This window comes from Allorhizobium borbori (genome assembly GCF_014196535.1).
Classification (GTDB): domain Bacteria; phylum Pseudomonadota; class Alphaproteobacteria; order Rhizobiales; family Rhizobiaceae; genus Ectorhizobium; species Ectorhizobium borbori.
The window spans coordinates 93,552-117,114 of sequence record NZ_JACIDU010000014.1; the positions used below are offsets into that span (position 1 = coordinate 93,552).

Consider the following 23,563-nt stretch of genomic DNA (forward strand, 5'->3'; position numbering starts at 1 on the left):
TCGGTCAGCGGCGGATGTTGCGGCTCTGGCCGCGGGCGGTCGAAAAATAGTCGCGCAGGTCATGGCGCAGCAGGGAGACGCTGGCGGTTGCCATGACCACGAAGCCGAGGCCGAGCGCGCCGATCAACAGCGTGTGGCGGCTCAGTTCACCGAAGATGCCGGAAATGGCGGCGGCGGCGATCAGCACCGCAGCCCATGCAACGATTGCGGCGACGGCCCAGACGGTCGCGCCGTTTTCCGGCGTGTGGCGGCGGGTTTCTGCAGCGGCTTTGCGTTCCATCGTGTGATCCTCGTCGGCTTGTTTGCGAACGAGAATAGAAAGCCTGCCGAAAGAGACCTCAGGGGGACCGAAAAAAGGCAGTTCCCGGCATTTCCTGTGGCGATATTGTGGCACTGCACAATATGGTTAATTTATTAAAATTTATGAATAAATATTAATAAATGTTACTGCGTTGCACGCCGACCGAAGGTCTTCGCCGGGCGCAGGCCGCCGAGGGCCGGACGCGGTTCACCAGCGGGGGTACGGAAGGCGGGAGGTGCTGGTTCCGGGCGCTTTCCGGCGACGCTTGTGCCTTCGGGGAAGCGTTCGTTGAAGGTCGTCGGCGCCAGTTCCGGACGCGCCAGAACATAGCCCTGCATGAGCGCGACACCGATTTCCATGGTCAGATCGAGCTGCCACAGTTCCTCGAGGCCGGGAAAGACGGTCTCTATGCCGGTTTCCTGGAAACGTTCCACCAGCATCCGCATCAATCCGGCGCCGGCGGAACTGGTCATGCTTTCCCGCACCCAGCCTGCCTCGAACTTCACATAGTCGGGTTTCAGCCGCTTGACGCGTTCGATGTCGGAATCGCCTGCGCCGTAATCATCGACGGCAATGCGGAAGCCGCTGTCGCGAAGCTGGTCGACGAGGAAGACGGGAAGGTCCTGGCTCGAATTGCTCTTTTCCGAGATTTCGCAGACGATCTGTCCGGGCGACATGCCGGCTTCATGGGTGGCAATGCGAATGCGGTCCGCTTCCTGCTTTACATCCTGTTCGGTGCGATAAAGCCCCGGGGTAAAGTTCACGAAGACGCGAACGCCCGGCCGGCCGAGGCGGCCTGTGTTGAGAATGTGGATGGTGCGCAGCATGCTGTCGATGAGGCCTATGTCGTCCTTCGCCACGCTGGCAAAGAACTGCGCTGGTGGGCAGGGGGCGCCATCATGGCTGGCGCGCACGAGACCTTCGACGGAATCGATGACGAACGCGCCGCTTTCGTTTCGCCGGAAGATCGGCTGGAGGGCGGATTGCAGGAAGGCCTTGCGATAGGAAGTGCAGAACGTGCCGTCGTCCGCCCGGACGAGATTGGAAAATATGCTCGTGCTTCTCATGGTACCCTGAACGTCAATCATTGCGCTCCTGACACAGAATGATAGCCTTAAACCGTTAAGACTTCGGCAACGACTGAGGCAGGTGCGTGCCGATGCATTTCAACCCCGGAAAGGTTGATTTTGACTTGAAACCGGACCCCACATTCTCCATAGAAGCGGTGTCTCCGGAGGGGCGGCCTTCCGGACCGTTTTCAACCAATCAGGACCCGATGTCATGGCCTTCCTTGCCGATGCCCTTTCCCGCGTGAAACCTTCCGCTACCATTGCCGTTTCGCAGAAAGCCCGCGACCTGAAAGCAAAGGGCCGTGACGTGATCGGTCTCGGTGCCGGCGAGCCGGATTTCGACACGCCCGACAATATCAAGAAAGCCGCCATCGACGCCATCAACCGCGGCGAAACCAAGTACACGCCGGTTGCCGGCATCCCCGAACTGCGTGCGGCGATCGTCGCCAAGTTCAAGCGCGAAAACAATCTCGACTACACGGCGGCGCAGACCATTGTCGGTACCGGCGGAAAGCAGATTCTTTTCAACGCCTTCATGGCCACCATGAATGCGGGCGATGAGGTCATCATTCCAGCACCCTACTGGGTGTCCTACCCGGAAATGGTATCGCTGTGCGGCGGCACGCCGGTTTTCGTTTCCACCAAGCAGGAAAACAATTTCAAGCTGACCGCTGAAGACCTTGAAAAGGCCATTACGCCGAAGACGAAGTGGTTCATCTTCAACTCGCCGTCCAACCCCTCGGGTGCAGCCTATTCACATGACGAGCTGAAGGCGTTGACCGACGTTCTCGTCAAGCACGACCATGTCTGGGTTCTGACCGACGACATGTACGAACACCTGACCTATGGCGACTTCAAGTTCGCCACGCCGGTGGAAGTCGAGCCGAAGCTCTATGACCGCACGCTGACCATGAACGGCGTTTCCAAGGCCTATGCCATGACCGGCTGGCGTATCGGCTATGCGGCCGGCCCGCTGAACCTCATCAAGGCCATGGACATGATCCAGGGTCAGCAGACCTCTGGCGCCTGCTCGATCGCCCAGTGGGCGGCCGTCGAGGCGCTTAACGGCACGCAGGATTTCATTCCGGAAAACAAGAAAATCTTCGAAGGCCGTCGCGATCTCGTCGTCTCGATGCTCAACCAGGCTTCGGGCATCGTGTGCCCCAAGCCGGAAGGTGCCTTCTACGTTTACCCGTCCTGCGCCGGCCTGATCGGCAAGACCGCGCCGTCGGGCAAGGTTATTGAAACGGATGAGGACTTCGTGTCCGAGCTTCTGGAAACGGAAGGTGTTGCCGTGGTTCATGGCTCGGCCTTCGGCCTTGGCCCGAACTTCCGCATTTCCTATGCCACCTCGGAAGAGCTTCTGGAAGAAGCCTGCAAGCGCATCCAGCGCTTTGCCGCTGCCTGCAAATAAGCAGGTCGACGAGAAATAGTGACGAGGCCCGCTTCGGCGGGCCTTTTTGCATTCGGGGTGATGCGGGCGTTCAATCCCGACTTCAACGGCCTGCCAGATCGATTCCACTGTAACCGCTATCGTCTTGAATTCGGAATCGTTTCGCCTTCGCGCGGAGCGCGCCGCTTCGCCGCATTTGCGCTCCTTGTCATTTCAGTGGATAGTATCGGCAAGGACGCGCGTCGCCGAAGGGCAGCGGTTCGGAACCGAACGGTTGCGCTGGAAAGTGGCCTGCTCCTTCAACGAAAAACGGAGGAATGCATGACCAGGATCGTTTACGAAGTCGTCCCCCATGATGGCGGCTGGGCGTATCGCCAGAACGGGGCCTATTCGGAATCCTTCCCAAGCCATGCCGAAGCGCTGGAGGCGGCGCGCATCGTCGCGGCGGCGCAGATGAAGGCCGGGGAAGCCAAGCAGATCGTCTATCAGGACGGCAAGGGTATCTGGCGTCGCGAATTCGACGATGGCAGCGATCCTATCGAGACCGCCATCGAGGATCGGTTCTGAAAAGAGGCGGTCAAGCGCCGGAGAGGATGGCAAGCGGAGTTTGGGCTCCGCCTGCCGGCTTTGAAAATCAGGCCAGGGCCGGATAGTCCGTGTAGCCCTTGGCGCCGCCACCATAGAGCGTTGCGGCATCCAGTCCATTGAGCGGCGCCTTTTCCTTCAGGCGGCGCACCAGATCGGGATTAGCGATGAAGGGACGGCCAAAGGAGACGAGGTCGGCATAGCCGCTCTCGACGGCATGGGCCGCTGCTTCGCCCGTGTAGCCATTGTTCACCAGCCACGCTGCCTTGCCGCCGGCATTGCGGTAGGCGGCCTTGAGTGCGACGTAGTCGAAAGCGCTGTCGCCCTGCTGGAAGTCGCGTGCACCGCCGGTCTGACCTTCAACGACATGGATGAAAGCAAGGCCAAGCGGGGCAAGGCGCTCTACCGCGCGATTGAACAACGGCTGCGGCTGGTTGTCTTCCACATCGTTGGAGGGCGTGACCGGCGAAATGCGGATGCCGGTGCGACCGCCGCCGATTTCCTTTGCCACGGCTTCAGCCACCTCGAACAGGAAGCGGGTGCGGTTCTCGATGGAGCCACCATAGGCGTCCGTGCGGTGGTTGGAACTGGAACGCAGGAACTGGTCAATCAGATAGCCGTTGGCGGCGTGAATTTCGACGCCGTCAAAACCGGCCTCGTCAACGGCGGCGCGAGCGGCCTTGCGGTAATCTTCCAGAATGCCGGGAATTTCATCGAGCGCGAGCGCACGGGGTGCCGAGGTTTCCACGAAGCCGCCGGTGCCGTCCGGATTGATGACATAGGTCTTCGACTTGGCCGTGATGGCTGAAGGCGCAACCGGCTGTCCGCCATTGGGCTGAAGGCTGGTGTGGGAGATGCGGCCGACATGCCAGATCTGGGCGACGATCTTGCCGCCGGCGGCGTGCACGGCATCCGTGACCTTGCGCCAGCCGGCCAGCGATTCCGGCTTGTAGAGGCCGGGCACATCCGCATAACCCTGCCCCTGCTGCGTGATCGGCGTCCCTTCCGAGACAAGCAGGCCGGCGCTGGCGCGTTGCGTATAATAGGTGGCCGTCAAATCGCCCGGAACGGCGTTCGGCGAACGGTTGCGGGTGAGCGGCGCCATGACAATGCGGTTGGTCAGCGCGATATCGCCAATGGTGACGGGCTCGAAAAGTGTGCTCATGGGAATGTCCTTTTGAACAGGCAGTTGGGAGCGGGATCAGATGTCCTGCGACATGCGTTGCAGGAAAGCGTCGATGACGGCGTCATTGCGCTTGTAGAAAACCCATTGGCCGACCTTGCGGGTGGTCACGAGGCCAGCCTTTTGGAGTTGGGCCAGATGGGTGGAGACGGTGGATTGCGACAGGCCGCAGCGCTCGAACTGGCGGGCGCAGACACCCATTTCCAGCGGGTGTTCCTGCCCGGTGAAATGAAGCTTCGGCTCCTTCAGCCACTTCAGCATTTCAACCCGGGCGGGATGAGCGAGTGCCTTGAGAATTTCGTCGCGGTCCATCGGTTTTCCTATATCGAGAATTCACGATATTTGAATTTACGATGATCGATGTGGTGGGGCCGCATTGCGTCTTCAAGAGGGAGAGCGCCGAAATCTGAAAAAGGCAAAAAAAGAGGGCCACTGGAAACCAGGGCCCTTTTCAAGTTTGAAGGTCTGTGACCTCCAGAGGGGAACAGCTGCTGCGGCGACATTGGGAGAAGGTCGCCATGTGCATCAGCTGGGTGCGATATGATGGTTTTTTGGGCAGAACACAATGCATTTTTGTGCATGTCTGCCATGCGTAATCGAATTATTTACCGACTGGACAAAATCATAGGCAAAAAAAGAGGGCCACTGGAGACCAGGGCCCTTTTCAAGTTTTGAAGGTCTATAACCTCCAGAGGGGAACAGCTGCTGCGGTGGAACCGGCCTAAGCCGCCACGCGATGCATCAGCTATGGGGGATATGGTGCCGCAGGTCTGCTTTCACAATAGTTAAAAGCGCAAACCTGCCATGTGGAATTCGCATGTCTTCTGGATTATTTCACCATCTATTCGAATTTTCGAATGAAATTCTCGGTTTAGCGGCTGTATCAGGTTTAAAAATTCCAGTTGCGGGCCTTGGCCACGATGAAGTCCCGGAAGGCTTTCAACTTGGCAGCATTCTTCATTTCGTCCGGATAGCAGAAATACGTGTCGAACGAGGGTACGTCAGCACTGGTGAAGAGCTGGAGAAGGCCGGGGTCGCGACCGACAATGTAGTCCGGCAGCATGGCGATGCCGATTCCCAAAAGGCAGGCGCGCTTCACGGACGTGAGGCTGTTGATCTGCAGGATGGGCGTGCGGGGATTGTCGGAGGTGCGGCCTGCGGTTTCCAGCCAGTTCAGGTCCATCAGATAGCCGGGGGCGAGTTCGCCGAAGGTGATGATCTTGTGATTGTCGAGATCCTCGATCGACTGCGGTTCGCCGTAGCGGTTCACATAGGAGGGGGCCGCATAAACATGCATGTGCACGGTGAAGAGCTTGCGCTGGATGAGGTCCGATTGCAGTGGCTGGCGCAGCCGGATGGCGCAATCGGCGTGGCGCATGTTCACGTCCAGTTCCTCATTGTCGAGGATGAGCTGGATCTGCATGTCCGGATGAAGCTGGAGAAACTCCTGAATCTTGTCGGTCAACCAACCCTGACCGAGACCGACCGTGGTGGTCACGCGCAGGCGGCCGCTCGGCTTTTCGGTGTTTTCCGTCAGTTGCACGCGAACCGATTCGAGCTTCAGCAACACATCATGGGCCGTGCGGTAAAGCAATTCGCCCTGTTCGGTCAGGATCAGGCCGCGCGCATGGCGGTGGAAGAGCTTGATGCCCACATCCTGTTCCAGCGCGCTGACCTGGCGGCTTATGGCAGATTGCGACAGATGCAGCTTTTCGGCCGCATGGGTGAACGAACCAGCCTCCGCCGCGGCGTGGAAGATACGCAGCTTGTCCCAGTCCAAAGGCATTATCGTTCCCCTTTTTATTGTTCAGGCGTCTTGCGGCATCAACTCGAATGGGCGGTCAGGTAGCGCTCGGCTTCGAGCGCGGCCATGCAGCCCATGCCCGCCGCGGTGATCGCCTGGCGGAAGGTATCGTCGGTCACGTCGCCGGCGGCGAACACGCCTTCGACATTGGTCGCTGTCGAATCCGGCGCGGTCCACAGGTAGCCATTATCCTTGAGCTTCAGGCTGTCCTTGAAGAGTTCCACGGCCGGTGCATGGCCGATGGCGACGAAGACACCGTCCGTCACCACGTCGCGGATTTCACCGGTCTTCGTGTCGCGCAGCTTCGCACCGGTCACGGAGGGGGGCATCGGCGGCTTTGCCGGGGAGCCGGTAATCTCAGCAACTTCGGTGTTCCACAGAACCTTCACGTTTTCCTTCGCAAACAGGCGTTCCTGCAGGATCTTTTCCGAACGGAATGTGTCGCGACGATGAACGACCGTGACGCTCTTTGCGATGTTCGACAGGTAAAGCGCTTCTTCCACAGCGGAGTTGCCGCCGCCGACTACGATCACATCGCGGTTACGGTAGAAAAAGCCGTCGCAGGTGGCGCAGGCGGAGACACCGAAGCCCTGGAAGATCTGCTCGCTTTCGATGCCGAGCCACTTGGCCTTGGCGCCGGTGGCGATGATCAGCGTGTCAGCGGTCCAAACCGCGCCGGAATCGCAGGTGACGGTGAAGGGACGTTTGGAAACGTCCACCGTCGTCACCAGATCGTTGACGATCTCGGCGCCGACATGCCTGGCCTGACCCAGCATCTGCTCCATCAGCCAGGGCCCCTGGATCGGATCGGCAAAGCCCGGATAGTTTTCAACATCAGTGGTGATCATGAGCTGCCCGCCCTGATCGAGGCCGGCAATGAGGACAGGCTTCAGCATGGCGCGCGCGGCGTAGATTGCGGCCGTATAGCCCGCAGGGCCGGAGCCGATGATGAGAACCTTGGTATGCTGGGCAGACATTTGCGCTTCCTTTCAAGGCACGGCAAAAGAGGCGGGCTGCGGGGAGGGAAGCAGCCATTCGACCGGGCCTGTATTGACCCTTCATTTAGTGTTTTTCCATGCGTTTATTCAAGATCAGCCTTGCATTTCCAACAAGGCAATCCACCGACTATTCCACGGTGGGGACATTATATTCCGTCACCGTGTCATATTCTTGCGAATCCCGCCGATTTCGCTCACTCTGGCGGCATCCGAACGAGGAACCATGTCTTGCGCGCCGAACTCGATGCCATTGATCTCAAGATTTTGCGGGAACTGCAGGCCGATGGCCGCATGACCAATGTGGAGCTGGCCGAGCGCGTCGGCATCTCGCCGCCGCCGTGCCTGAGGCGTGTGCGCAAGCTGGAAGAGGCTGGCGTGATCGAAGGCTATCACGCAATGTTGAACGCACCGCGGCTGGGCTACGATCTCGTTGCCTTCTGCATGGTTGGCCTCAAGCACCAGTCCGAAGCCAATCTCAAGGCGTTTGCGGCCGTCACGGCCCAGTGGCAGATCGTGCGCCAGGCGTGGATGGTGTCGGGCGACAGCGATTTCCTGCTTCATTGCGTTGCCGAGAACCTGACCCGGTTTCAGGATTTCGTCATCGAGGTTCTGACCGCCAATGAGCATGTCGACACCGTGCGCACGATGCTGACCATCCGTCAGGTCAAGCGTCTGGGGATCGTGGAGATCTGATCAGGCCGGATTGCGACGGTCTTCCAGTGCGCGACGGATTGCGGTGGCGATTTCACGGGTGGTGTTGACCGGCGGATAGTCGCCCTTGGCCTCGGCATCAGGAAAGCGCCCGACCGTCGCGATTTCCGACAAGGCCGCAATAAAGCGGTCGATCTTGCGGTGACCGCCGCTCGGGTGGAACACCTGCAGCGGTTTGCCGGTGGAGGCGGCTTCGCCGAGCATGTTGGTGGAATCCGCCGTCACGATCACTTCATCCGCCAGAGCCAAATAGGCCAGCAGGGGATTGTCGCCGGTGCCGTTCCAGACGGTGACGTGTGGAAGACGGCCAAGCGCTTCGAGCGCGGATTTGAGCGCTGCCGGCGTGCGGCGCGAAGCGGTGATCATGAGTGCGGCACCGGCTGCCTGGCGTGCTTCGAGCCCTTCCATCAACCGCGTGATGTCGTCTGCTGTGAAGCGATGGTGTCGGCTATCGCCGCCGATGAGGACGGCAAGGCGGGGATGGGGCAGGGCCGCCAGCTCAGCCGGCGGCAGGTCTCGGAGCGCCGCTATCCTTTCGAGGTCGATACGGTTGGGGGCGGTGATGACGTTCATGACCCGTTTGCCGAAAAGCCGGTCATGCTGCTGCGCCACGATCAGGTCCGCGCCGTGCCGCTGGGTGCGCGGGTCCTTGAAGCAGACCGTCAGCGTTTCCGGAGAGGCCTTCTTCAATGCGCGCAGATAGGCAATGGCGCGCCGGCCCGTCGCAAGACAGATATCCGGAAAGGGCGGGGCCAGCGGCGAACCCGGTCTGGAAGGGCGGTCTTTCCAGTCGATCGGCCCGCCCGGCATGAGAAACGCGAAGGCCGGGCGGGGCGAAACCCGCCGCAGTTCGGGTTCGGCACCGAGTGCCGCCGCCACGCCGATCAGCGGCTGCTCGTCGCCGGCCTTGCCGTCGGTCAGCACCCAGACGGTGGGAACTGGGCGATCACTCATCTTGGCACTGTCCGTGCGAGAACGCGGGTATAGCCGGAAAACTCCTTCTCCAGCATGGCCTGCGTGGTGAAGTGGGCGAGTACGTTTGCGCGACCGCTGGCGCCCATTTCGGCGCGGCGCGCGGGGTCGGCCAGTGCTTCATCGATGGCGCTGGCCATGGCGTCGGCATCGCCGGGGGTGACGAGCCAGCCGGTCTTCCCCGGAATGACCGTCTCGCGGCTGCCGCCGTGATCGGTGGCGATGACGGGCACGCCCATGGCCTGTGCCTCGATGGCGGCGCGACCGAAGGCTTCCGGGCGGGTGGATGCCGATATGGCCAGATCGGCGGCGGCGAGGACGGCTGGGATATCGCGCCGGCTTCCGGCGAAATGCACCCGGTCTGCAATGCCAAGGGTTGTGACTTTGGTCTTCAACTCGGCAATCACGTTATCGATGCCGCTGCCGATAAAGGCGAAATCCACATCCTTGTGGGTGAGCCGTGCAATCGCGTCGACCAGAACAGTGTGACCCTTCCAGCCCGTGATCCGGCCGACCATGACGACCAGCGGACGCTCGGAACCACCGAGTTCGGCCCTCACGCGCGCTCGTTGTTCCGCCGAAATCGTCGCGGGGTCGAAAAGCGCCGGTTCGATGCCGCGCGGGGCAACGACAATTTGCGCTGCCGGATAACCGTAGACCGAGATGATGTGATCGTGGATGAACAGCGAGTTGGCGATGACGACCGGCGTGCGCAGCATGGCGCTGTTATAAAAGCGCTTCAGCGCATTGCCGTGACTGTAGACGCCGTGAAATGTCGTGATGTAGTGCGCTTTGCGGCGGGCAAGTTTCAGCGCGATCAAGGCCACCCAGGCCGGCGCGCGGCTGCGGGCGTGAACGATGTCGATCTGCTCTTCATCGATCAGACGGGCGATCTTGCGGGCGGCTGCGAACATGCCGATGGGTGATTTCGAGCCGACGGCAATCTGCGCGTGCCTAGCACCCAGCTTCTCGGTCTGTGCCACCAGCGGTCCACCGGCACTGGCGATCCAATTGGCAATGCCTTTTGAGGAGAGATAGCCGGCCATTTCCACGGCGCTGCGCTCAACGCCGCCATCGCCAAGCGCGGGAAGGAGTTGCAGAATGCGGGGCTTTGCCGTGTTTGTTTGCGGCGGCAAATAATCGACGAGGCGTTCAGACCAGATTTGAGCGTGTGCCCTTCGTCGGGCATTTTCTCCGAGCCGAGCCCGAAGTTCCGGAGAAGAGAGCAGTGTCTGCAGCGCTTGCCTGACTGCCGTCGCTTCCTGCCCGTCGCAGATGATGCCGGTTTCGCCATCATGAACGGCGTCGGACGCGCCCCCCTCGCTTCCAGCAATCGAGGGCGTACCATACCAGGCGGCTTCGAGATAGACGATGCCGAATCCTTCGACGGAAGAGCCCTCTCTGCGGGCCGGCATGGCGAAAATATCCGAAATGGCGTAGAGCGCGGCCTTTTCCGCGTCGGATACACGTCCGTGGAACACAACCGCGTCGCCGACTTCCAGGCGCTGCGCCAGCGATTGCAGCCTCTCCCTGTCCGGGCCGCTGCCCGCGACATGCAGTTTGATTTGCGGAAAATCCTGACGCAGTGCCGCTACAGCTTCAATAAGCTTGTCTATACCCTTACGCGGTTCCAGCCTGCACAGGCTCATGATGTTCAAGGCGTCGCCATACCGGGAGCGCAGAGCATCAAGGCGTTCCGGCGAAGGGGCTGGTTGCGGAAGGATGGGAGGCGTTGCGACACGCAGAACGTTGCGCTGCTGGTAGGGCGCGCATTGCGCAGCGGTGTAGTGCGAATTGGCAACGATCTCATCGGCCTTGGCGAAAGCGCTACGAATGCGTGCTGCCTTCTTGCCGGAAACCTTGGCCGGGAACTCCATGCCGTGGGCCAAAACGATAACCTTGGCGCCGGCTTGCCGGGCAGCGCCCTTGTCCAGATACTCCAGACTTTTCCAACTGTCGGCGATGATTACGTCTGCATTACCGCTGCGAATTACGTGTGTGGCGGCGCGCCCCTTGCGCCAGCGCCGCAGTGGCTTGAAGCCGTCGAAGCGGCGAAGGAGAAAGGGAAATTGGTCGTCCTTGCTGTCCTTGGGGCCATCGGCCAGAACGGTCAGGTTTGTTCCGGCTTCGGCAAGCGCGTGCGCAAGGCTTCCCATCATGTTCTCGATGCCGCCCACATCGGGTGGAAAGCACTGGGTGAGGATCAGGACGTTACGCTTCTGTATCATAGGCATTTGCGTCCCTCTTGCCGCTTGCTGTGCCTGATTTTTCGCTTTCGCCGGATGGAGTTCCCGGCGCCGGGCATGCGGTTGTCTCGGGCTGCTGTAACAACTGTGCCTGTTACTCGCAAGCGTCGCCTTGTCCTGTCGATATGGCGTTGTTCTCGCGATGGCAATTGTTTATGCACGAAGCGAACGGCGTACACGATGCGCGAAACAAGGAATGTTCGAGATGCAAACAATCGTCTGCATGAAGTGGGGAACGCGTTATCCGGCTGAATATACCAACCGGTTGTGGTCGATGATCAAGCGGAACACCACGCGCCCAACGCGTCTCGTGTGCTTTACGGACGATGGTAATGGCATTTCGGAGGACGTGATCGTTCAGCCGCTTCCTTCCATCAATCTGCCGGAGCGAGTCATGTGGCTTCCATGGCGTAAACTTTCCATGTGGCAGGCGCCGCTCGCCGATCTTTCGGGTGATGTGCTTTATCTGGATCTGGATGTTGTCATCACCGGATCTCTGGATCCCTTCTTCGATTACAAACCGGGAAGTTTCTGTGTTGCAGAAAACTGGACCCAACCGGGCAGTGGAATAGGCAACACATCCATATACCGTTGGCATGTCGGTCAGCACACGAATATTTTCGAGCAGTTCAATGCCGATCCGGAAACGGTTCTCAGGAACTACCGCATCGAGCAGCAATACATATCGGCGCTTGTGGATGAAATGCAGTTCTGGCCTTCGGAATGGTGTGTAAGTTTCAAGCACACGCTCATGCCGAAATGGCCAATGAACTTTTTCAAATCCGTGCCGCTTCCCGAAGGCACCAAGGTCGTTGCCTTTACCGGGAAGCCCGACCCGGATGAGGCGGAAATCGGCAAATGGCCGGTCAGTTCCCCGTGGAAGCGACTTTACAAGCATGTGAAGCCAACGCCGTGGATTACCGAGCACTGGCGCTAATTTCCCGATGCAACGGTCATACTAAAAAGCGTTCGTTATTCGATTTTTCAGGTGGAGCGCTTCGCGGAAAAGAAAATCCATGGCTGAGCTCAACGGAGCGGAGCGCTGCGATGCCCTGTGGCTTCTCAACACACCGCTAACCTCAGTTTCTGTCCGGCTTTGTGGATGTGCCAGAATTATGCGCTCCAGCAGCGGGTAGAGGCTGTGCTCCTCCAGAATCCTGCGGCGCGCTTCTTTTATAGCTGGTAGCCGTTTTTCGTACTCATTATTGGCCATCGCTTCCCGCATGACTTCGATCGCTTTCTCCGGCTGTCGTATGTCGATGGGAATAAAGCTGTCGGGGGGGAAGTAGTCTGCGGCATTGGGGGCGCCAAAATAAAACGGCAAGGAAAGCCCCAGAAACGGATCCGCCAGCTTTTCGGTGAAATGATGTGGCGCCACATGATTTTCGATGGCGAGGTGGTAGCGAAAACTGTCAATGGCTTCCGCTTTGTCGTCCAGGGGGTGGTGACCGCGCCCGAAGATCTGCATTTCAGGAACTTTGCTGGCGGCGTATTGTGTGAAATCGTAGCGAAGCCGGTGCAATGTGTGACCTTGCCGCTTGGTCGAGCATACCGTCGCAAGCATCTGCGTCTTTTCAGGAAAGGTCGCGGCGATCTCGTCTGCCGTGAGGCTGTGATCCTGACCAATTCCATAGAACCACAGAAGGCCAGCCTGACTCCAGATCCGCCGCGGGTGCCGCAAGGCGAATGGCTCCTGACTTGTCACCACATAACCAAACTGGCGTGTGAAGGCGCGGCTGTAGATCTTGATCGAACTTGGTTCGGTTGTCAGCAGGATCGTGTTTTCACGAGGGCAAGCGAGTTGCTCAATTCGCATCGGTCGCCGTTCGCCACGCGCCGCAGGCAGGTTCTCATAAACAACGAGCCAGTCATATTCAGGTGCGTCCACATCAAATATGAAGTGAAGTCCTCTCTTCTCGGCCCAGCCCGATAGCATTTGCCGGGCAAGCGGGCTTCGCGGGTCGGATCGCAGGCTTCTGCTGACGACTTTGACTTTGATTGCATTCGCTGCTGATAGGGGCGTGTCGGTCATCGTAAGAGCATTCAAACTGTATTTCCGAGGTTCATTGAAGCGACTGCCGGAGTGGCGTCGTTCTTCAACCATTGTGATTCTATCGGCTGCGTCTGGTGACGGCTGCTCCGGATTTTTCCCCGGCGCACTTCCATGAAAGTCAATTATTTACGGGAGCTGCTGAGTTCGCGCGTCGGCCATCCGTAGTCTTCGGAGAGCGTTTTCTCAAGCAGGGTTTCCAGCATGTATTTGGCAATGCGGGTACCATTCGTCCGGCTGTGGGCAATCTGCCAGCCCTTGGCGGCAATTGCCCTGCGTCGTTCGTCGTCTTTTGTCAGGGCTATTACATTCTCCGCCAGTTCCTCCCGGCTGGAGAAAATCACAAGACCGTCTTCGTAGAGGGTCTCCAGATGCGCTGCGGCGCTGGTATGAACGAGCGTTCCTTGACCGAGCAGAAGAGCGATACGGTCCGAGCTGTAAAGAAACGCTTCAGGACGCCGGTCATCGATGGGCGTGTTCAGATTCTGGGCGGCTGTTTCGAGTGCTCGCAGGAAAGCACAACCCGAAATGCGCGGAGAGCCGTGAATACCACCTGAAAATCGGCGACGCACATTCTCAGGCAAACGGGAATCAAGAGCATCCAATTGTTCGTTGCGTGTGCCAATTCCAGTGCCTAGGAACAACAGATCAAGTTCCAAGCTTTCACGATCTTTTTCGAAGACGCGGCCTGTCTCGACCGAAGAATCAACCGGGTTTGGAAAAAAATGCACGTTTGAAGCCGGAGGCTGAATAGCCGCGATGGCTTCGGAATCGGCCGTTGTGATGAACGATTTGTCGACCCATGCTGTTCGCTGTGCAAACGTTGCCATTGTTTCGGGACGGAAGGTGGGGTCGACATTAAATTGTGCAAGCCGCACACCTCGCACCTTGTCCCGCAAGGCGGAATAGGTCGTGCCGGAGATCAGGTCAGCGTGCCCAACGAGAATGATATGTGGTTGATATTGTTCCGCCGTTTCGATGAGCCTGGTGTTCATCTTGCCGGAACCGTGCTTGCTGGAGCCGAAGAAGGACGACTCGCGCGCCGTATCACGGTCAGAAAAACAGACGACGTTGTGCCCGAGCCTTATGAAGCCATTTGCCAGCTTTCGTTCAACGCTGAAAAAAGTCCGTTGCGCTTTCGAACGCGCAAAATCCGCGACGATGAGAATTCGCAACGACTGAATGGTTGTCATGATTGCCGCAACCTTTGGAAGACCGGACACGCCCTTGGGAAACCCCGCACGGCATGTCCGGCATGACCCTGCCGCCCTATCGCGTGCGGAGCATCTCGTATCAACCCCAGTTGACGGAGAGGATTTCGTAGCCGCGGGCGCCGCCGGGGGCGTTGACTTCGATCGAGTCGCCCACTTCCTTGCCGATCAGCGCGCGGGCGATGGGCGAGGAGATGGAGATGCGGCCGGCCTTCACGTCGGCTTCCTGATCGCCCACGATCTGGTAGACCTTTTCCTCTTCGCTGTCCTCGTCCATCAGCTTGACGGTTGCGCCGAACTTGATCTTGGAGCCGGACATCTTGGAAAGGTCGATCACCTCGGCGCGCGCGGTCAGGTCCTCGAGTTCGCCGATGCGACCCTCGTTGTGACTCTGCGCTTCCTTGGCAGCGTGGTATTCCGCATTTTCGGAGAGGTCGCCATGGGCACGCGCTTCGGCGATCGCTTCGATGATGCGAGGACGCTCTTCCTGCTGCCGCCAGCGCAGTTCCTCCTGCAGCTTGACGAAGCCGCTCTGCGTCATGGGCACTTTTTCAACCATTTCCTAGTCCTTCTGTCTTCTCGTCGCGCAGCGGCGGACACAAAAGAAAACAGGTCCCGAAGCAGAGCCTCGGAACCAGTTTCAAATCAATGTTCCGAACCTTATAACAGATTGCCGCCGCAAAAAGCCACTTTTTTCGTATGTGCGCTGCATGATGCCGCAGACACGCTCAATGGCTGTTGGAAACCGATATGGGCCCGCTTCCCGCATAAACCCGTCGGGCGAGCGCCGCCAGGAGCAGGAGCGTTAGTGAAGCGGCAATGCTGGAGACGACAAAGCCGAGTGCGAAACCTTCGCGGGCGATGGCGAGCCAGGGTTCCCCTTCCATGTCGAGCGCCTTGGCGTTTTCCACCGCCGCCGCCAGCGTGCCGCGCGCCGCTAGTGCCACGGGCGCCGGGAGCATCGAAAGATCTACATCCACCATGGTGAAGCGATAGATGACGGTGCCAAGGCTGCCAAGCAGGGCCACACCCATGGCACCGCCGAATTCCGCTCCGGTTTCGGAAATGGCTGAAGCGGCGCCGGCACGTTCCGGCGGAGCGGAGCCGACGATCAGGCCCGTTGTCGTCAGAACCACGGGCACGAAGCCGATACCGATCAGGGCGCTTGCGACCAGAAGGGCGGCAAGGCTCTGCTGATAGGCGGCGAAGGCCATGACCAGCGTGCCAAGCGCATTGACGGCAAGGCCGCCAAGCACTGTTTGCACCGGCCCGAAGCGGTTCGTGACACGATAGGCCTGCAGCGACATGACAGTGAATACCAGGCTGGGGGCCGCTGACCAGAGGGCGGCTTCAAGCGGCGTCTTGTTCAGCACCAGTTGCAGGAACTGGTTCTGGAACAGGAAGATGCCGAACACGAAGAAGACTCCGAACAGGTTGACGAGCAACGATGCGGTGAAGGCCGGAATCCCGAAAAGCGAAAGGTCGATCAACGGATCGGTCAGCCGCTTCTGTCGGGTGATGAAGATGAAGCCGAGCGCCAGGCCAGTGATGATGGGCAGCAGGTAGACGGGCAGGAAGCCGTCCATGGCGATGTGCTTCAGGCCGTAAATGACAGGCAGGACAGTACCGAGCGACAGGGCGACGCTCGGCAGGTCGATGGCAGCGGCCCGTTCCGCCCTGAACTCTGGCAGGAGTAGGGGGCCGAGGATCAGTAAGCCGAGCATGACCGGCACATTGATCAGGAAGACCGAGCTCCAGTGGAAGAATTCGAGCAGAACGCCGCCGATCAGCGGGCCGACAAGGCCGCCGAGAGCGAAGGCGGTTCCCCACACACCGATGGCGCGGTTGCGTTCGGCCTCGACGGAAAAGAGGTTCACGACAAGCGACAGTGTCGAGGGTGCGATGGTGGCGCCGGCGATGCCGAGCAGCGCACGGGCGATGATGAGCTGCTGTGCGGTGGTGGCGAAAGCCGCCAGGATGGACGCGAGGCCGAAGGCGGCGCTCCCGATCAACAGAATCCGCCGGCGGCCGATACGGTCTCCGAGCGAGCCCATGGTGACCAGAAAGCCGGCGACCATGAAGCCGTAGATGTCGTTGATCCACAGCAGTTCCGCCGCGCTCGGATCGAGATCGGCGACGATGGCGGGCATGGCGAGAAAAAGGACCGAGAGGTCCATGGAATAGACGAGACAGGCGATGGACAGGACGATCAGCCCGATCCATTCGCGACGGCCGGCGGTCTGTCTGATTGTTGTGTTCATGCCTGTCACTCCGATTGAGGACGGCAATCAACCGTCTCGCTCCCGAATAAACAAATCACAAATTTGAATGAATGGCTCGGGCTCGGGCAAGGTGATGTTGACTTACAAATGCAATCTATGGTTATCTATTGACATAATTCATCTTAAGATTGCCGCGATGAAACGATGCCGTTTGATTATATCATGACTGCCCGCACCCTCTCAAAGGAGCGGGGTTTTACCAATGAGCCCGGCCCGCTGCGTTTCGTGAAGGTGCCGCGTGACGCCACGCTTTATGATGCGAGGCATGTCGTCGGTTCACCGGGGCAATGGGCAGCGGAGGTTCGTGATGTGGCAGACGGCAATGAAAACCCGAATTCGATCAGCCCTTCCGGCGATGTGCTGATTTTCGTTCACGGCTACAACAACGCCATTTCGCATGTGCTGGAACGCATGCGCATGCTTCGCAAGAACCTGCTGGCGGAAGGGTGGCGCGGTGAGGTTGTCGCGTTCGACTGGCCGAGCGCCAACCAGACGCTCAACTATCTGGAGGACCGGCACGATGGCGCATCGGTGGCCAGCGAACTGGTCACCAAGGCCATCCGATTGTTGAGCGAGGGGCAGAAGCGCAACTGCCCGACGAACGTTCACATCATTGCCCATTCCGCGGGCGGCTATGTCACGATGGAAGCCTTCGTGCAGGCTGAGAAGAAAGGGGAGCTTTTCAGGGCCGACTGGCGCATCGGTCAGGTGGTGTTCATTGCCGGTGATGTTTCCACTGCCAGCCTTTCGGAAAAGAGTGAATGGAGCGGGCCGTTTTTCAAGCGCATCATGCGCTTTACCAACTACTACAGTCCCTATGATGCGGCGTTGGCCGTTTCGAACGCGAAGCGGCTCGGCATCTCGCCTCGCGCCGGTCGCAGCGGCCTACCCAAGGACGCGCCGCACAAGGCGGTCGATGTCAATTGCGGCCCCTACTTCAACGCGCTGAAGCCGCCGGCGGGTTGGGATGAACGATCCTGGACGCATTCCTGGTATATCAGCGACCGGGTTTTCGCCCGCGATCTCGCGATGACCCTAGAAGGGGGCATCGACCGCACGGCGATTCCGACGCGCGAGAAAGCGGCGGAAGGCTTGGTGCTGGCCGATCATCCCCGTCCGGCCTACCAGTCGCATTGGCAGATCAAGGAAACGGCCCGCTTCGAGGAAAGCCGCATAGTCTGAGGGGTGCCTTACGCCTCTATTCCAGAGTTCAGCCCCAGCGCCGCCTCCAGCCGGTCGAAGTTCTGTTCGTTGGCGGCGGCGATGAACTTTTCAAGCATTGCCAGTTCTTCGCTTGCATCGAACTCCATGCGCCAGACAAGGCGCGTGCCCTGTTCTTCCGGCTTGAAGGCCATGTCCATGCGGTAAAGATGGATGGGGCCGTGGTGGATGAAGGCGATGCGTGTGAAGGGTTCAACGATCTCGAAGGTGGAGTGGTTGTCGAAATCCGTACCGTTTGAGGCGATCATGGTGACGCGCCAGGTGCCGCCGGGGCGAAGATCGAAGGTATCGATCCGGTTGGTAAAGCCGTGCGGGCCCCACCATTCGGCAAGCTTTGCGGGATCGGCAAAGGTGGAAAACAGCGTTTGAGCATCGACGGGGAAAAGCCGCTCGCTGAGGATCTCGATCTTTTCGGTCATCGGCAGGCTCCCTGTGGAAGTAGAAAGGCCGCCGGCGGACCGGCGGCCTTTGATGTCAGGATCAGAAGTAGCTCTGCAGCGTGCGGACTTCGAGCTGGCCTTTCTTCAGCGCCTCGATGGCTTCAGCGGCAGCCTGTGCACCGGCCATGGTGGTGTAGTAGGGCACCTTCTGCATCAGCGTGGCGCGGCGCAGTGACTTGGAGTCCGACACAGCCTTGTTGCCATCGGTGGTGTTGATGACGAGCTGGACCTGACGGTTGCGGATGGCGTCCTCGATATGCGGGCGGCCTTCCAGAACCTTGTTGATCTTGACGGCCTCGATGCCCTTTTCGGCGAGGAAGCGCTGGGTGCCGCCGGTGGCGAGAACCTTGAAGCCGATGCTGGACAGAAGGCGGATGGCGGGCAGGACGCGTTCCTTGTCCTCATCGCGTACCGAAACGAAGACCGAACCATCGCGCGGCAGTTCGACGCCGGCGCCGAGCTGCGACTTGGCGAAGGCCAGTGCGTAATCGGTGTCGAGACCCATGACTTCACCGGTCGAGCGCATTTCCGGGCCAAGCAGCGTATCGACGCCCGGGAAGCGGGCGAAGGGGAACACGGCTTCCTTGACGGCGATGTGTTTGAGGTTGCGCGGATCGGGCTTCCTGCCATAGGCGGCAATCGCGGGATCGAGCATTTCGCCAGCCATGACGCGGGCGGCGATCTTGGCGATCGGCGCGCCGATGGTCTTGGCGACGAAGGGCACGGTGCGCGAGGCGCGCGGGTTCACTTCGAGAATGTAGATCGTGCCGTCCTTGATGGCGTACTGCACGTTCATCAGGCCGCCGACATGAAGCGCCTTGGCCAGCGCCACCGTCTGGCGTTCCAGTTCATCGACGATTTCCTTCGACAGCGAATGAACCGGCAGCGAGCAGGCGCTGTCGCCCGAGTGGATGCCGGCCTCTTCGATGTGTTCCATGATACCGCAGACGAAGACATCCTTGCCGTCGCACAGCGCATCGACGTCGACTTCGATGGCGTTGGTCAGGTAGCTATCGAACAGAAGCGGATTCTTGCCGAGCAGCGTGTTGATCTGGCCGGTCTTGTCGTTCGGATAACGCTGCTTGATGTCTTCCGGCACCAGCTCCGGCACCGTGTCCAGAAGGTAGGTCTGGAGCATGGCTTCGGAATGGATGATCTGCATGGCGCGGCCACCCAGAACGTAGGAGGGGCGCACCACCAGCGGGAAGCCGATTTCGGAAGCCACGAGGCGCGCCTGCTCGACCGAGTAGGCAATGCCGTTGTTCGGCTGGTTGAGGTCGAGCTTCATCAGAAGCTTCTGGAAGCGGTCGCGGTCTTCGGCCAGGTCGATCATGTCCGGCGCGGTGCCGAGGATCGGGATACCGTTCTTTTCCAGCGCTTCGGCAAGCTTCAGCGGGGTCTGGCCGCCAAACTGCACGATGACGCCGACGAGCGTGCCGTTTTCCTGTTCGGCGCGCATGATCTCGATCACGTCTTCGGCCGTCAGCGGCTCGAAATAGAGGCGGTCGGAGGTGTCGTAGTCGGTGGAAACCGTTTCCGGGTTGCAGTTGACCATGATGGCTTCATAGCCGGCGTCCTTCAGCGCGAAGGCGGCATGGCAGCAGCAATAGTCGAACTCGATGCCCTGGCCGATGCGGTTCGGGCCGCCGCCGAGGATGACGACCTTCTTGCGGTCGGAAATCTGGGCTTCGGAGCGGGCGGCGCCGACGAAGGGCGTCTCGTAGGTCGAATACATATAGGCGGTAGGCGAGGCGAATTCGGCGGCGCAGGTGTCGATACGTTTGTAGACCGGGCGAACGTTGAGGCTGTTGCGCAGTTCCGCCACTTCCTTCGGACGCTTGTGCGTGAGGCTGGCGAGGCGCTGGTCGGAGAAGCCCATGGATTTGAGCATGCGCAGGTTTTCGGCATCGGTCGGCAGGCCATGCTCGCGAACACGGGCTTCCATGTCGACGATCGCCTTGAACTGGGCGATGAACCACGGGTCGATCTTGCAGCCTTCGTGCACTTCCTTTTCCGACATGCCGAGGCGCAGCGCCTGGGCAACCATGCGCAGACGTTCGGGCGTCGGCGTGCCGATGGCGGCGCGGATAGCGTTGTGATCATCGCCTTCGCCGAGACCCGGAATTTCGATTTCATCAAGGCCGGTCAGGCCGGTTTCGAGACCACGCAGCGCCTTCTGCAGCGATTCGGCAAAGGTGCGGCCAATGGCCATGACTTCACCGACCGACTTCATGGCGGTGGTCAGGACGTGATCGGCACCCGGGAACTTCTCGAAGGCGAAGCGCGGGATCTTGGTGACGACGTAGTCGATTGAGGGTTCGAAAGAGGCGGGCGTTGCGCCGCCGGTGATGTCGTTTTCCAGTTCGTCCAGCGTGTAGCCGACGGCGAGCTTGGCCGCGACCTTGGCGATCGGGAAGCCGGTGGCCTTCGATGCCAGCGCCGAGGAGCGCGAGACGCGCGGGTTCATTTCAATGACGACGAGGCGGCCGTCCTTCGGATTGACGGCGAACTGCACGTTCGAGCCGCCGGTTTCGACGCCGATCTCGCGCAGCACCGCAATCGAGGCGTTGCGCATCATCTGGTATTCCTTGTCGGTCAGCGTCAGCGCCGGCGCGACGGTGATCGAGTCACCGGTGTGAACACCCATCGGGTCAATGTTTTCGATGGAGCAGATGATGATGCAGTTGTCCGCGCGGTCGCGAACAACTTCCATCTCGTACTCCTTCCAGCCGAGCACCGATTCTTCGATCAGCACTTCGGTCGTGGGCGAGGCGTCGAGACCGTAGCCGATGATGTCGAAGAATTCCGAGCGGTTATAGGCAATGCCGCCACCGGTGCCGCCCATGGTGAAGGACGGGCGGATGATGGCGGGCAGGCCGACCACATCGATCGCCTGCGCGGCAACCGCCAGGGCGTGGCTGATATAGCGCTGCTTGCGGTCGGTCTCGCCAAGGTTCCACTGGTTTTCAAGTTCATCGAGCGTCTTGTCGAGTTCGGCGCCGGACAGGCGGGCCTTCACCTCGTTGCGGGCAGCCTCATGCTTCTTGCGGTCGGCATCCTTGATCTCGGTGGCGTTGGCCAGCATCGAGCGCGGCGTTTCAAGGCCGATCTTGGCCATGGCCTCGCGGAAGAGGGCGCGGTCCTCCGCCTTGTCGATGGCTTCCGGCTTGGCGCCGATCATTTCGACATTATAGCGGTCGAGAACGCCCATGCGCTTCAGGGAGAGCGCGGTGTTCAGCGCCGTCTGGCCGCCCATGGTCGGAAGCAGCGCATCCGGGCGTTCCTTGGCGATGATCTTAGCCACCACTTCCGGCGTGATCGGCTCGATATAGGTGGCGTCCGCGAGGTTCGGATCGGTCATGATCGTCGCCGGGTTGGAGTTCACCAGAATGACCCGGTAGCCTTCTTCCTTCAGAGCCTTGCAGGCCTGGGTGCCAGAATAGTCGAACTCGCATGCCTGGCCGATGACGATCGGCCCTGCGCCGATGATGAGGATGGACTTGATATCTTGGCGCTTGGGCATGGCTTCCTATTTCCCGTCTTGATGCCGTGCGGAAAACCAGCCAGCGCGACGCATTCTCGCACGGGCCGGGCACAGGCTCTTATCTATTTCAGGCTAGAAGGGGCTTATAGGCAAATGTGTTCGGGAACGGAACCCCGAATCTCCGTCCTTCGACACAAAAATCCTCCTCTTCATTTCTATCGACGCATTCCGTTTCCGACCGGGCGGGCGAACCAGCCTGGTTTGCCGGGCTGCCATCGATTTGATTGGCAGTTTAATCGGGTTTTAATGACTTTTTCTGATCCTTACGGTCGTGGTGACGCTTGATGGCTGTCGCCCGGTTGCAGTAATCTGCACAATCGAACGGAGCGGATGGCATGTCGGGGACGATCAGGTCCGGAACCTATTTCCAGGAATGCATCGGCTATTGCGTCCGCAGGTTCCATGGAGACCGCAGCGCCTATGCCTTCATTCTGGCGTATGCAGCCTTTTCCGTGTGGCTGCTGAGGGCTTTGGGCCGTCCCGACCTCTCGACCCTCGACAATTATCTCATGCAGGGTTTCAGCCTGTTCCTGCTGGTTCTGCCCGTGATGCTCGTCATTTTCGAGACGCTGAGCATTTATTTCCGCATCGGGTTCCGGCGCCCCGGCATCTACAGGCGGGTCTTCTCGCCCCGACATGTGGCCCACGCGCTCAGCGGAACCGTGCTGCTGATGGCGATGATGCTGTTCATGGGAAGTTTCACCTCGATCAAGAATGTGCTGCCCATCATCGGAGGTGGTTTTCCGTTCGACAAGGCGCTGGCGGATTTCGATCGCTGGCTGCATATGGGCAATCAGCCCTTCAAGCTGCTCTACAGTGTGATCGGCTCGCCCGCCGTTCTCAGCTTCCTGCAGTGGAACTACACGGTCATGTGGTTCATGCTGAGCTTCGGGGCGCTTTTTTTCGTTGTCGTTTCGCCCAGAGCCGCTGCAATCCGCGCCCGGTATCTCGGACTTTTCATGTTCGTCTGGGTGTTTTGCGGCAACCTGCTGGCGGGCCTGCTTCTTTCGGCGGGACCGGTCTATTACAGGCATGTCACCGGCGACGATGAGCGTTTCGCGGCTCTCAGGGCCTTTGTCGACAGCATGACGGGCCCGGAATCCCCCTCCATCTACCAGAACTATCTGTGGAACCTCTATGAGAACGGTATGTCGGGCCTCGGGTCCGGCATTTCGGCTTTTCCGAGCGTGCATGTCGGGCTGATGACGCTGAATGTGCTTTTCTTCGGCGGATTATCGAAGGTCCACGCCGTTATCGGCGCGCTTTATCTCATGATCATCATGGCAAGTTCGGTCCTGCTTGGCTGGCATTATGCCATCGACGGTTATGTGTCGGCGCTCGTCGTTACGGCGGCCTATCTGTTTGTGACGCAGTTCGTTCCGAGGTTTTCGGCCCGATGGGGTGCCGAGGCTCTGCAATCCCTTCCGCAGGTGGTCAATGCCGGGAAATAGGCTTTTTCCACCGCCGGCAAACGGTGCCTGCAACCAACGCATGGCAAAGGGGCTGGCTATCTGCGATAGATGCTCTATCTAACCGGATACATTCGCAGACG

At 59.8% G+C, this 23,563-nt stretch carries 20 protein-coding genes; 6 read left to right on the forward strand and 14 right to left on the reverse strand.

The window, feature by feature from the left end; all coding sequences use genetic code 11:
• Positions 1–4: 4 nt before the first annotated feature.
• Together GGQ66_RS16565 and GGQ66_RS16570 are read right to left on the reverse strand one after the other, a co-directional pair.
• A complete protein-coding gene (locus tag GGQ66_RS16565) occupies positions 5–280 on the reverse strand; it encodes a hypothetical protein (protein ID WP_183793843.1) in 276 nt (91 codons plus the stop codon).
• Positions 281–444: 164 nt separating this feature from the next.
• Positions 445–1,368, reverse strand: coding sequence for an EAL domain-containing protein (locus tag GGQ66_RS16570; RefSeq protein ID WP_183793844.1), 924 nt, complete (start codon positions 1,366–1,368; stop codon positions 445–447).
• Between the two features lie 214 nt (positions 1,369–1,582).
• Here GGQ66_RS16570 and GGQ66_RS16575 point away from each other — a divergent pair, with 214 nt between their 5' ends.
• Both GGQ66_RS16575 and GGQ66_RS16580 read left to right on the forward strand, forming a co-directional pair.
• The gene (locus tag GGQ66_RS16575) at positions 1,583–2,785 is read left to right on the forward strand and encodes a pyridoxal phosphate-dependent aminotransferase (protein ID WP_183793845.1); all 1,203 of its coding nucleotides are present in this window, start codon (positions 1,583–1,585) and stop codon (positions 2,783–2,785) included.
• Between the two features lie 300 nt (positions 2,786–3,085).
• The gene (locus GGQ66_RS16580; RefSeq protein WP_183793846.1) at positions 3,086–3,331 is read left to right on the forward strand and encodes a DUF2188 domain-containing protein; all 246 of its coding nucleotides are present in this window, start codon (positions 3,086–3,088) and stop codon (positions 3,329–3,331) included.
• Between the two features lie 67 nt (positions 3,332–3,398).
• Here the strand turns inward: GGQ66_RS16580 and GGQ66_RS16585 are convergent, their stop codons facing one another.
• From GGQ66_RS16585 to trxB, 4 genes are all read right to left on the reverse strand, one after another.
• Positions 3,399–4,514 carry an alkene reductase gene (locus tag GGQ66_RS16585; protein ID WP_183793847.1) on the reverse strand — a complete coding sequence of 372 codons (1,116 nt, stop codon included), beginning with the start codon at positions 4,512–4,514 and terminating at the stop codon, positions 3,399–3,401.
• 36 nt (positions 4,515–4,550) lie between these two features.
• The gene (locus tag GGQ66_RS16590) at positions 4,551–4,844 is read right to left on the reverse strand and encodes an ArsR/SmtB family transcription factor (RefSeq protein WP_183793848.1); all 294 of its coding nucleotides are present in this window, start codon (positions 4,842–4,844) and stop codon (positions 4,551–4,553) included.
• A gap of 577 nt (positions 4,845–5,421) precedes the next feature.
• A complete protein-coding gene (locus tag GGQ66_RS16595) occupies positions 5,422–6,318 on the reverse strand; it encodes a LysR family transcriptional regulator VtlR (protein ID WP_183793849.1) in 897 nt (298 codons plus the stop codon).
• A gap of 38 nt (positions 6,319–6,356) precedes the next feature.
• Positions 6,357–7,313: a thioredoxin-disulfide reductase gene (trxB, locus tag GGQ66_RS16600; RefSeq protein WP_183793850.1), complete on the reverse strand. Its 957-nt coding sequence runs from the start codon at positions 7,311–7,313 to the stop codon at positions 6,357–6,359.
• A gap of 249 nt (positions 7,314–7,562) precedes the next feature.
• Here trxB and GGQ66_RS16605 point away from each other — a divergent pair, with 249 nt between their 5' ends.
• Positions 7,563–8,027, forward strand: a complete 465-nt coding sequence (locus tag GGQ66_RS16605; RefSeq protein WP_210287298.1) for an Lrp/AsnC family transcriptional regulator — start codon at positions 7,563–7,565, stop codon at positions 8,025–8,027.
• Here the strand turns inward: GGQ66_RS16605 and GGQ66_RS16610 are convergent, their stop codons facing one another.
• Positions 8,028–8,999, reverse strand: a complete 972-nt coding sequence (locus GGQ66_RS16610) for a mitochondrial fission ELM1 family protein (protein WP_183793851.1) — start codon at positions 8,997–8,999, stop codon at positions 8,028–8,030.
• Positions 8,996–11,251: a glycosyltransferase gene (locus GGQ66_RS16615; protein WP_183793852.1), complete on the reverse strand. Its 2,256-nt coding sequence runs from the start codon at positions 11,249–11,251 to the stop codon at positions 8,996–8,998. The genes GGQ66_RS16610 and GGQ66_RS16615 overlap by 4 nt, the downstream gene beginning before the upstream one ends.
• Before the next feature lie 154 nt (positions 11,252–11,405).
• Here GGQ66_RS16615 and GGQ66_RS16620 point away from each other — a divergent pair, with 154 nt between their 5' ends.
• Positions 11,406–12,200 carry a hypothetical protein gene (locus tag GGQ66_RS16620; protein ID WP_237358957.1) on the forward strand — a complete coding sequence of 265 codons (795 nt, stop codon included), beginning with the start codon at positions 11,406–11,408 and terminating at the stop codon, positions 12,198–12,200.
• 21 nt (positions 12,201–12,221) lie between these two features.
• Here GGQ66_RS16620 and GGQ66_RS16625 read toward each other — a convergent pair whose 3' ends face one another.
• The 4 genes from GGQ66_RS16625 to GGQ66_RS16640 all read right to left on the reverse strand — a co-directional run bounded on the left by GGQ66_RS16625 (position 12,222) and on the right by GGQ66_RS16640 (position 16,785).
• Entirely contained in the window at positions 12,222–13,295 is a 1,074-nt protein-coding gene (locus GGQ66_RS16625) for a glycosyltransferase family 10 domain-containing protein (RefSeq protein WP_183793853.1), read from the reverse strand.
• A gap of 143 nt (positions 13,296–13,438) precedes the next feature.
• The gene (locus tag GGQ66_RS16630; RefSeq protein ID WP_183793854.1) at positions 13,439–14,506 is read right to left on the reverse strand and encodes a glycosyltransferase family protein; all 1,068 of its coding nucleotides are present in this window, start codon (positions 14,504–14,506) and stop codon (positions 13,439–13,441) included.
• A 100-nt stretch (positions 14,507–14,606) separates the two neighbouring features.
• Positions 14,607–15,083, reverse strand: coding sequence for a transcription elongation factor GreA (gene greA, locus GGQ66_RS16635; RefSeq protein ID WP_183793855.1), 477 nt, complete (start codon positions 15,081–15,083; stop codon positions 14,607–14,609).
• Positions 15,084–15,252: 169 nt separating this feature from the next.
• Positions 15,253–16,785, reverse strand: a complete 1,533-nt coding sequence (locus tag GGQ66_RS16640) for an MFS transporter (protein WP_183793856.1) — start codon at positions 16,783–16,785, stop codon at positions 15,253–15,255.
• Positions 16,786–16,968: 183 nt separating this feature from the next.
• Here GGQ66_RS16640 and GGQ66_RS16645 point away from each other — a divergent pair, with 183 nt between their 5' ends.
• Positions 16,969–17,988 (forward strand): alpha/beta fold hydrolase, encoded by a 1,020-nt coding sequence (locus GGQ66_RS16645; RefSeq protein WP_237358958.1) that lies wholly within the window; start codon positions 16,969–16,971, stop codon positions 17,986–17,988.
• 8 nt (positions 17,989–17,996) lie between these two features.
• Here the strand turns inward: GGQ66_RS16645 and GGQ66_RS16650 are convergent, their stop codons facing one another.
• Positions 17,997–18,446 (reverse strand): SRPBCC domain-containing protein, encoded by a 450-nt coding sequence (locus GGQ66_RS16650; protein WP_183793858.1) that lies wholly within the window; start codon positions 18,444–18,446, stop codon positions 17,997–17,999.
• 61 nt (positions 18,447–18,507) lie between these two features.
• A complete protein-coding gene (carB, locus tag GGQ66_RS16655; RefSeq protein WP_183793859.1) occupies positions 18,508–21,990 on the reverse strand; it encodes a carbamoyl-phosphate synthase large subunit in 3,483 nt (1,160 codons plus the stop codon).
• Between the two features lie 356 nt (positions 21,991–22,346).
• Between carB and GGQ66_RS16660 the strand changes: the two genes are divergently transcribed.
• On the forward strand, positions 22,347–23,462 hold the full coding sequence (locus tag GGQ66_RS16660) for a phosphatase PAP2 family protein (protein WP_183793860.1): 1,116 nt from the start codon (positions 22,347–22,349) through the stop codon (positions 23,460–23,462).
• Positions 23,463–23,563 lie beyond the last annotated feature (101 nt).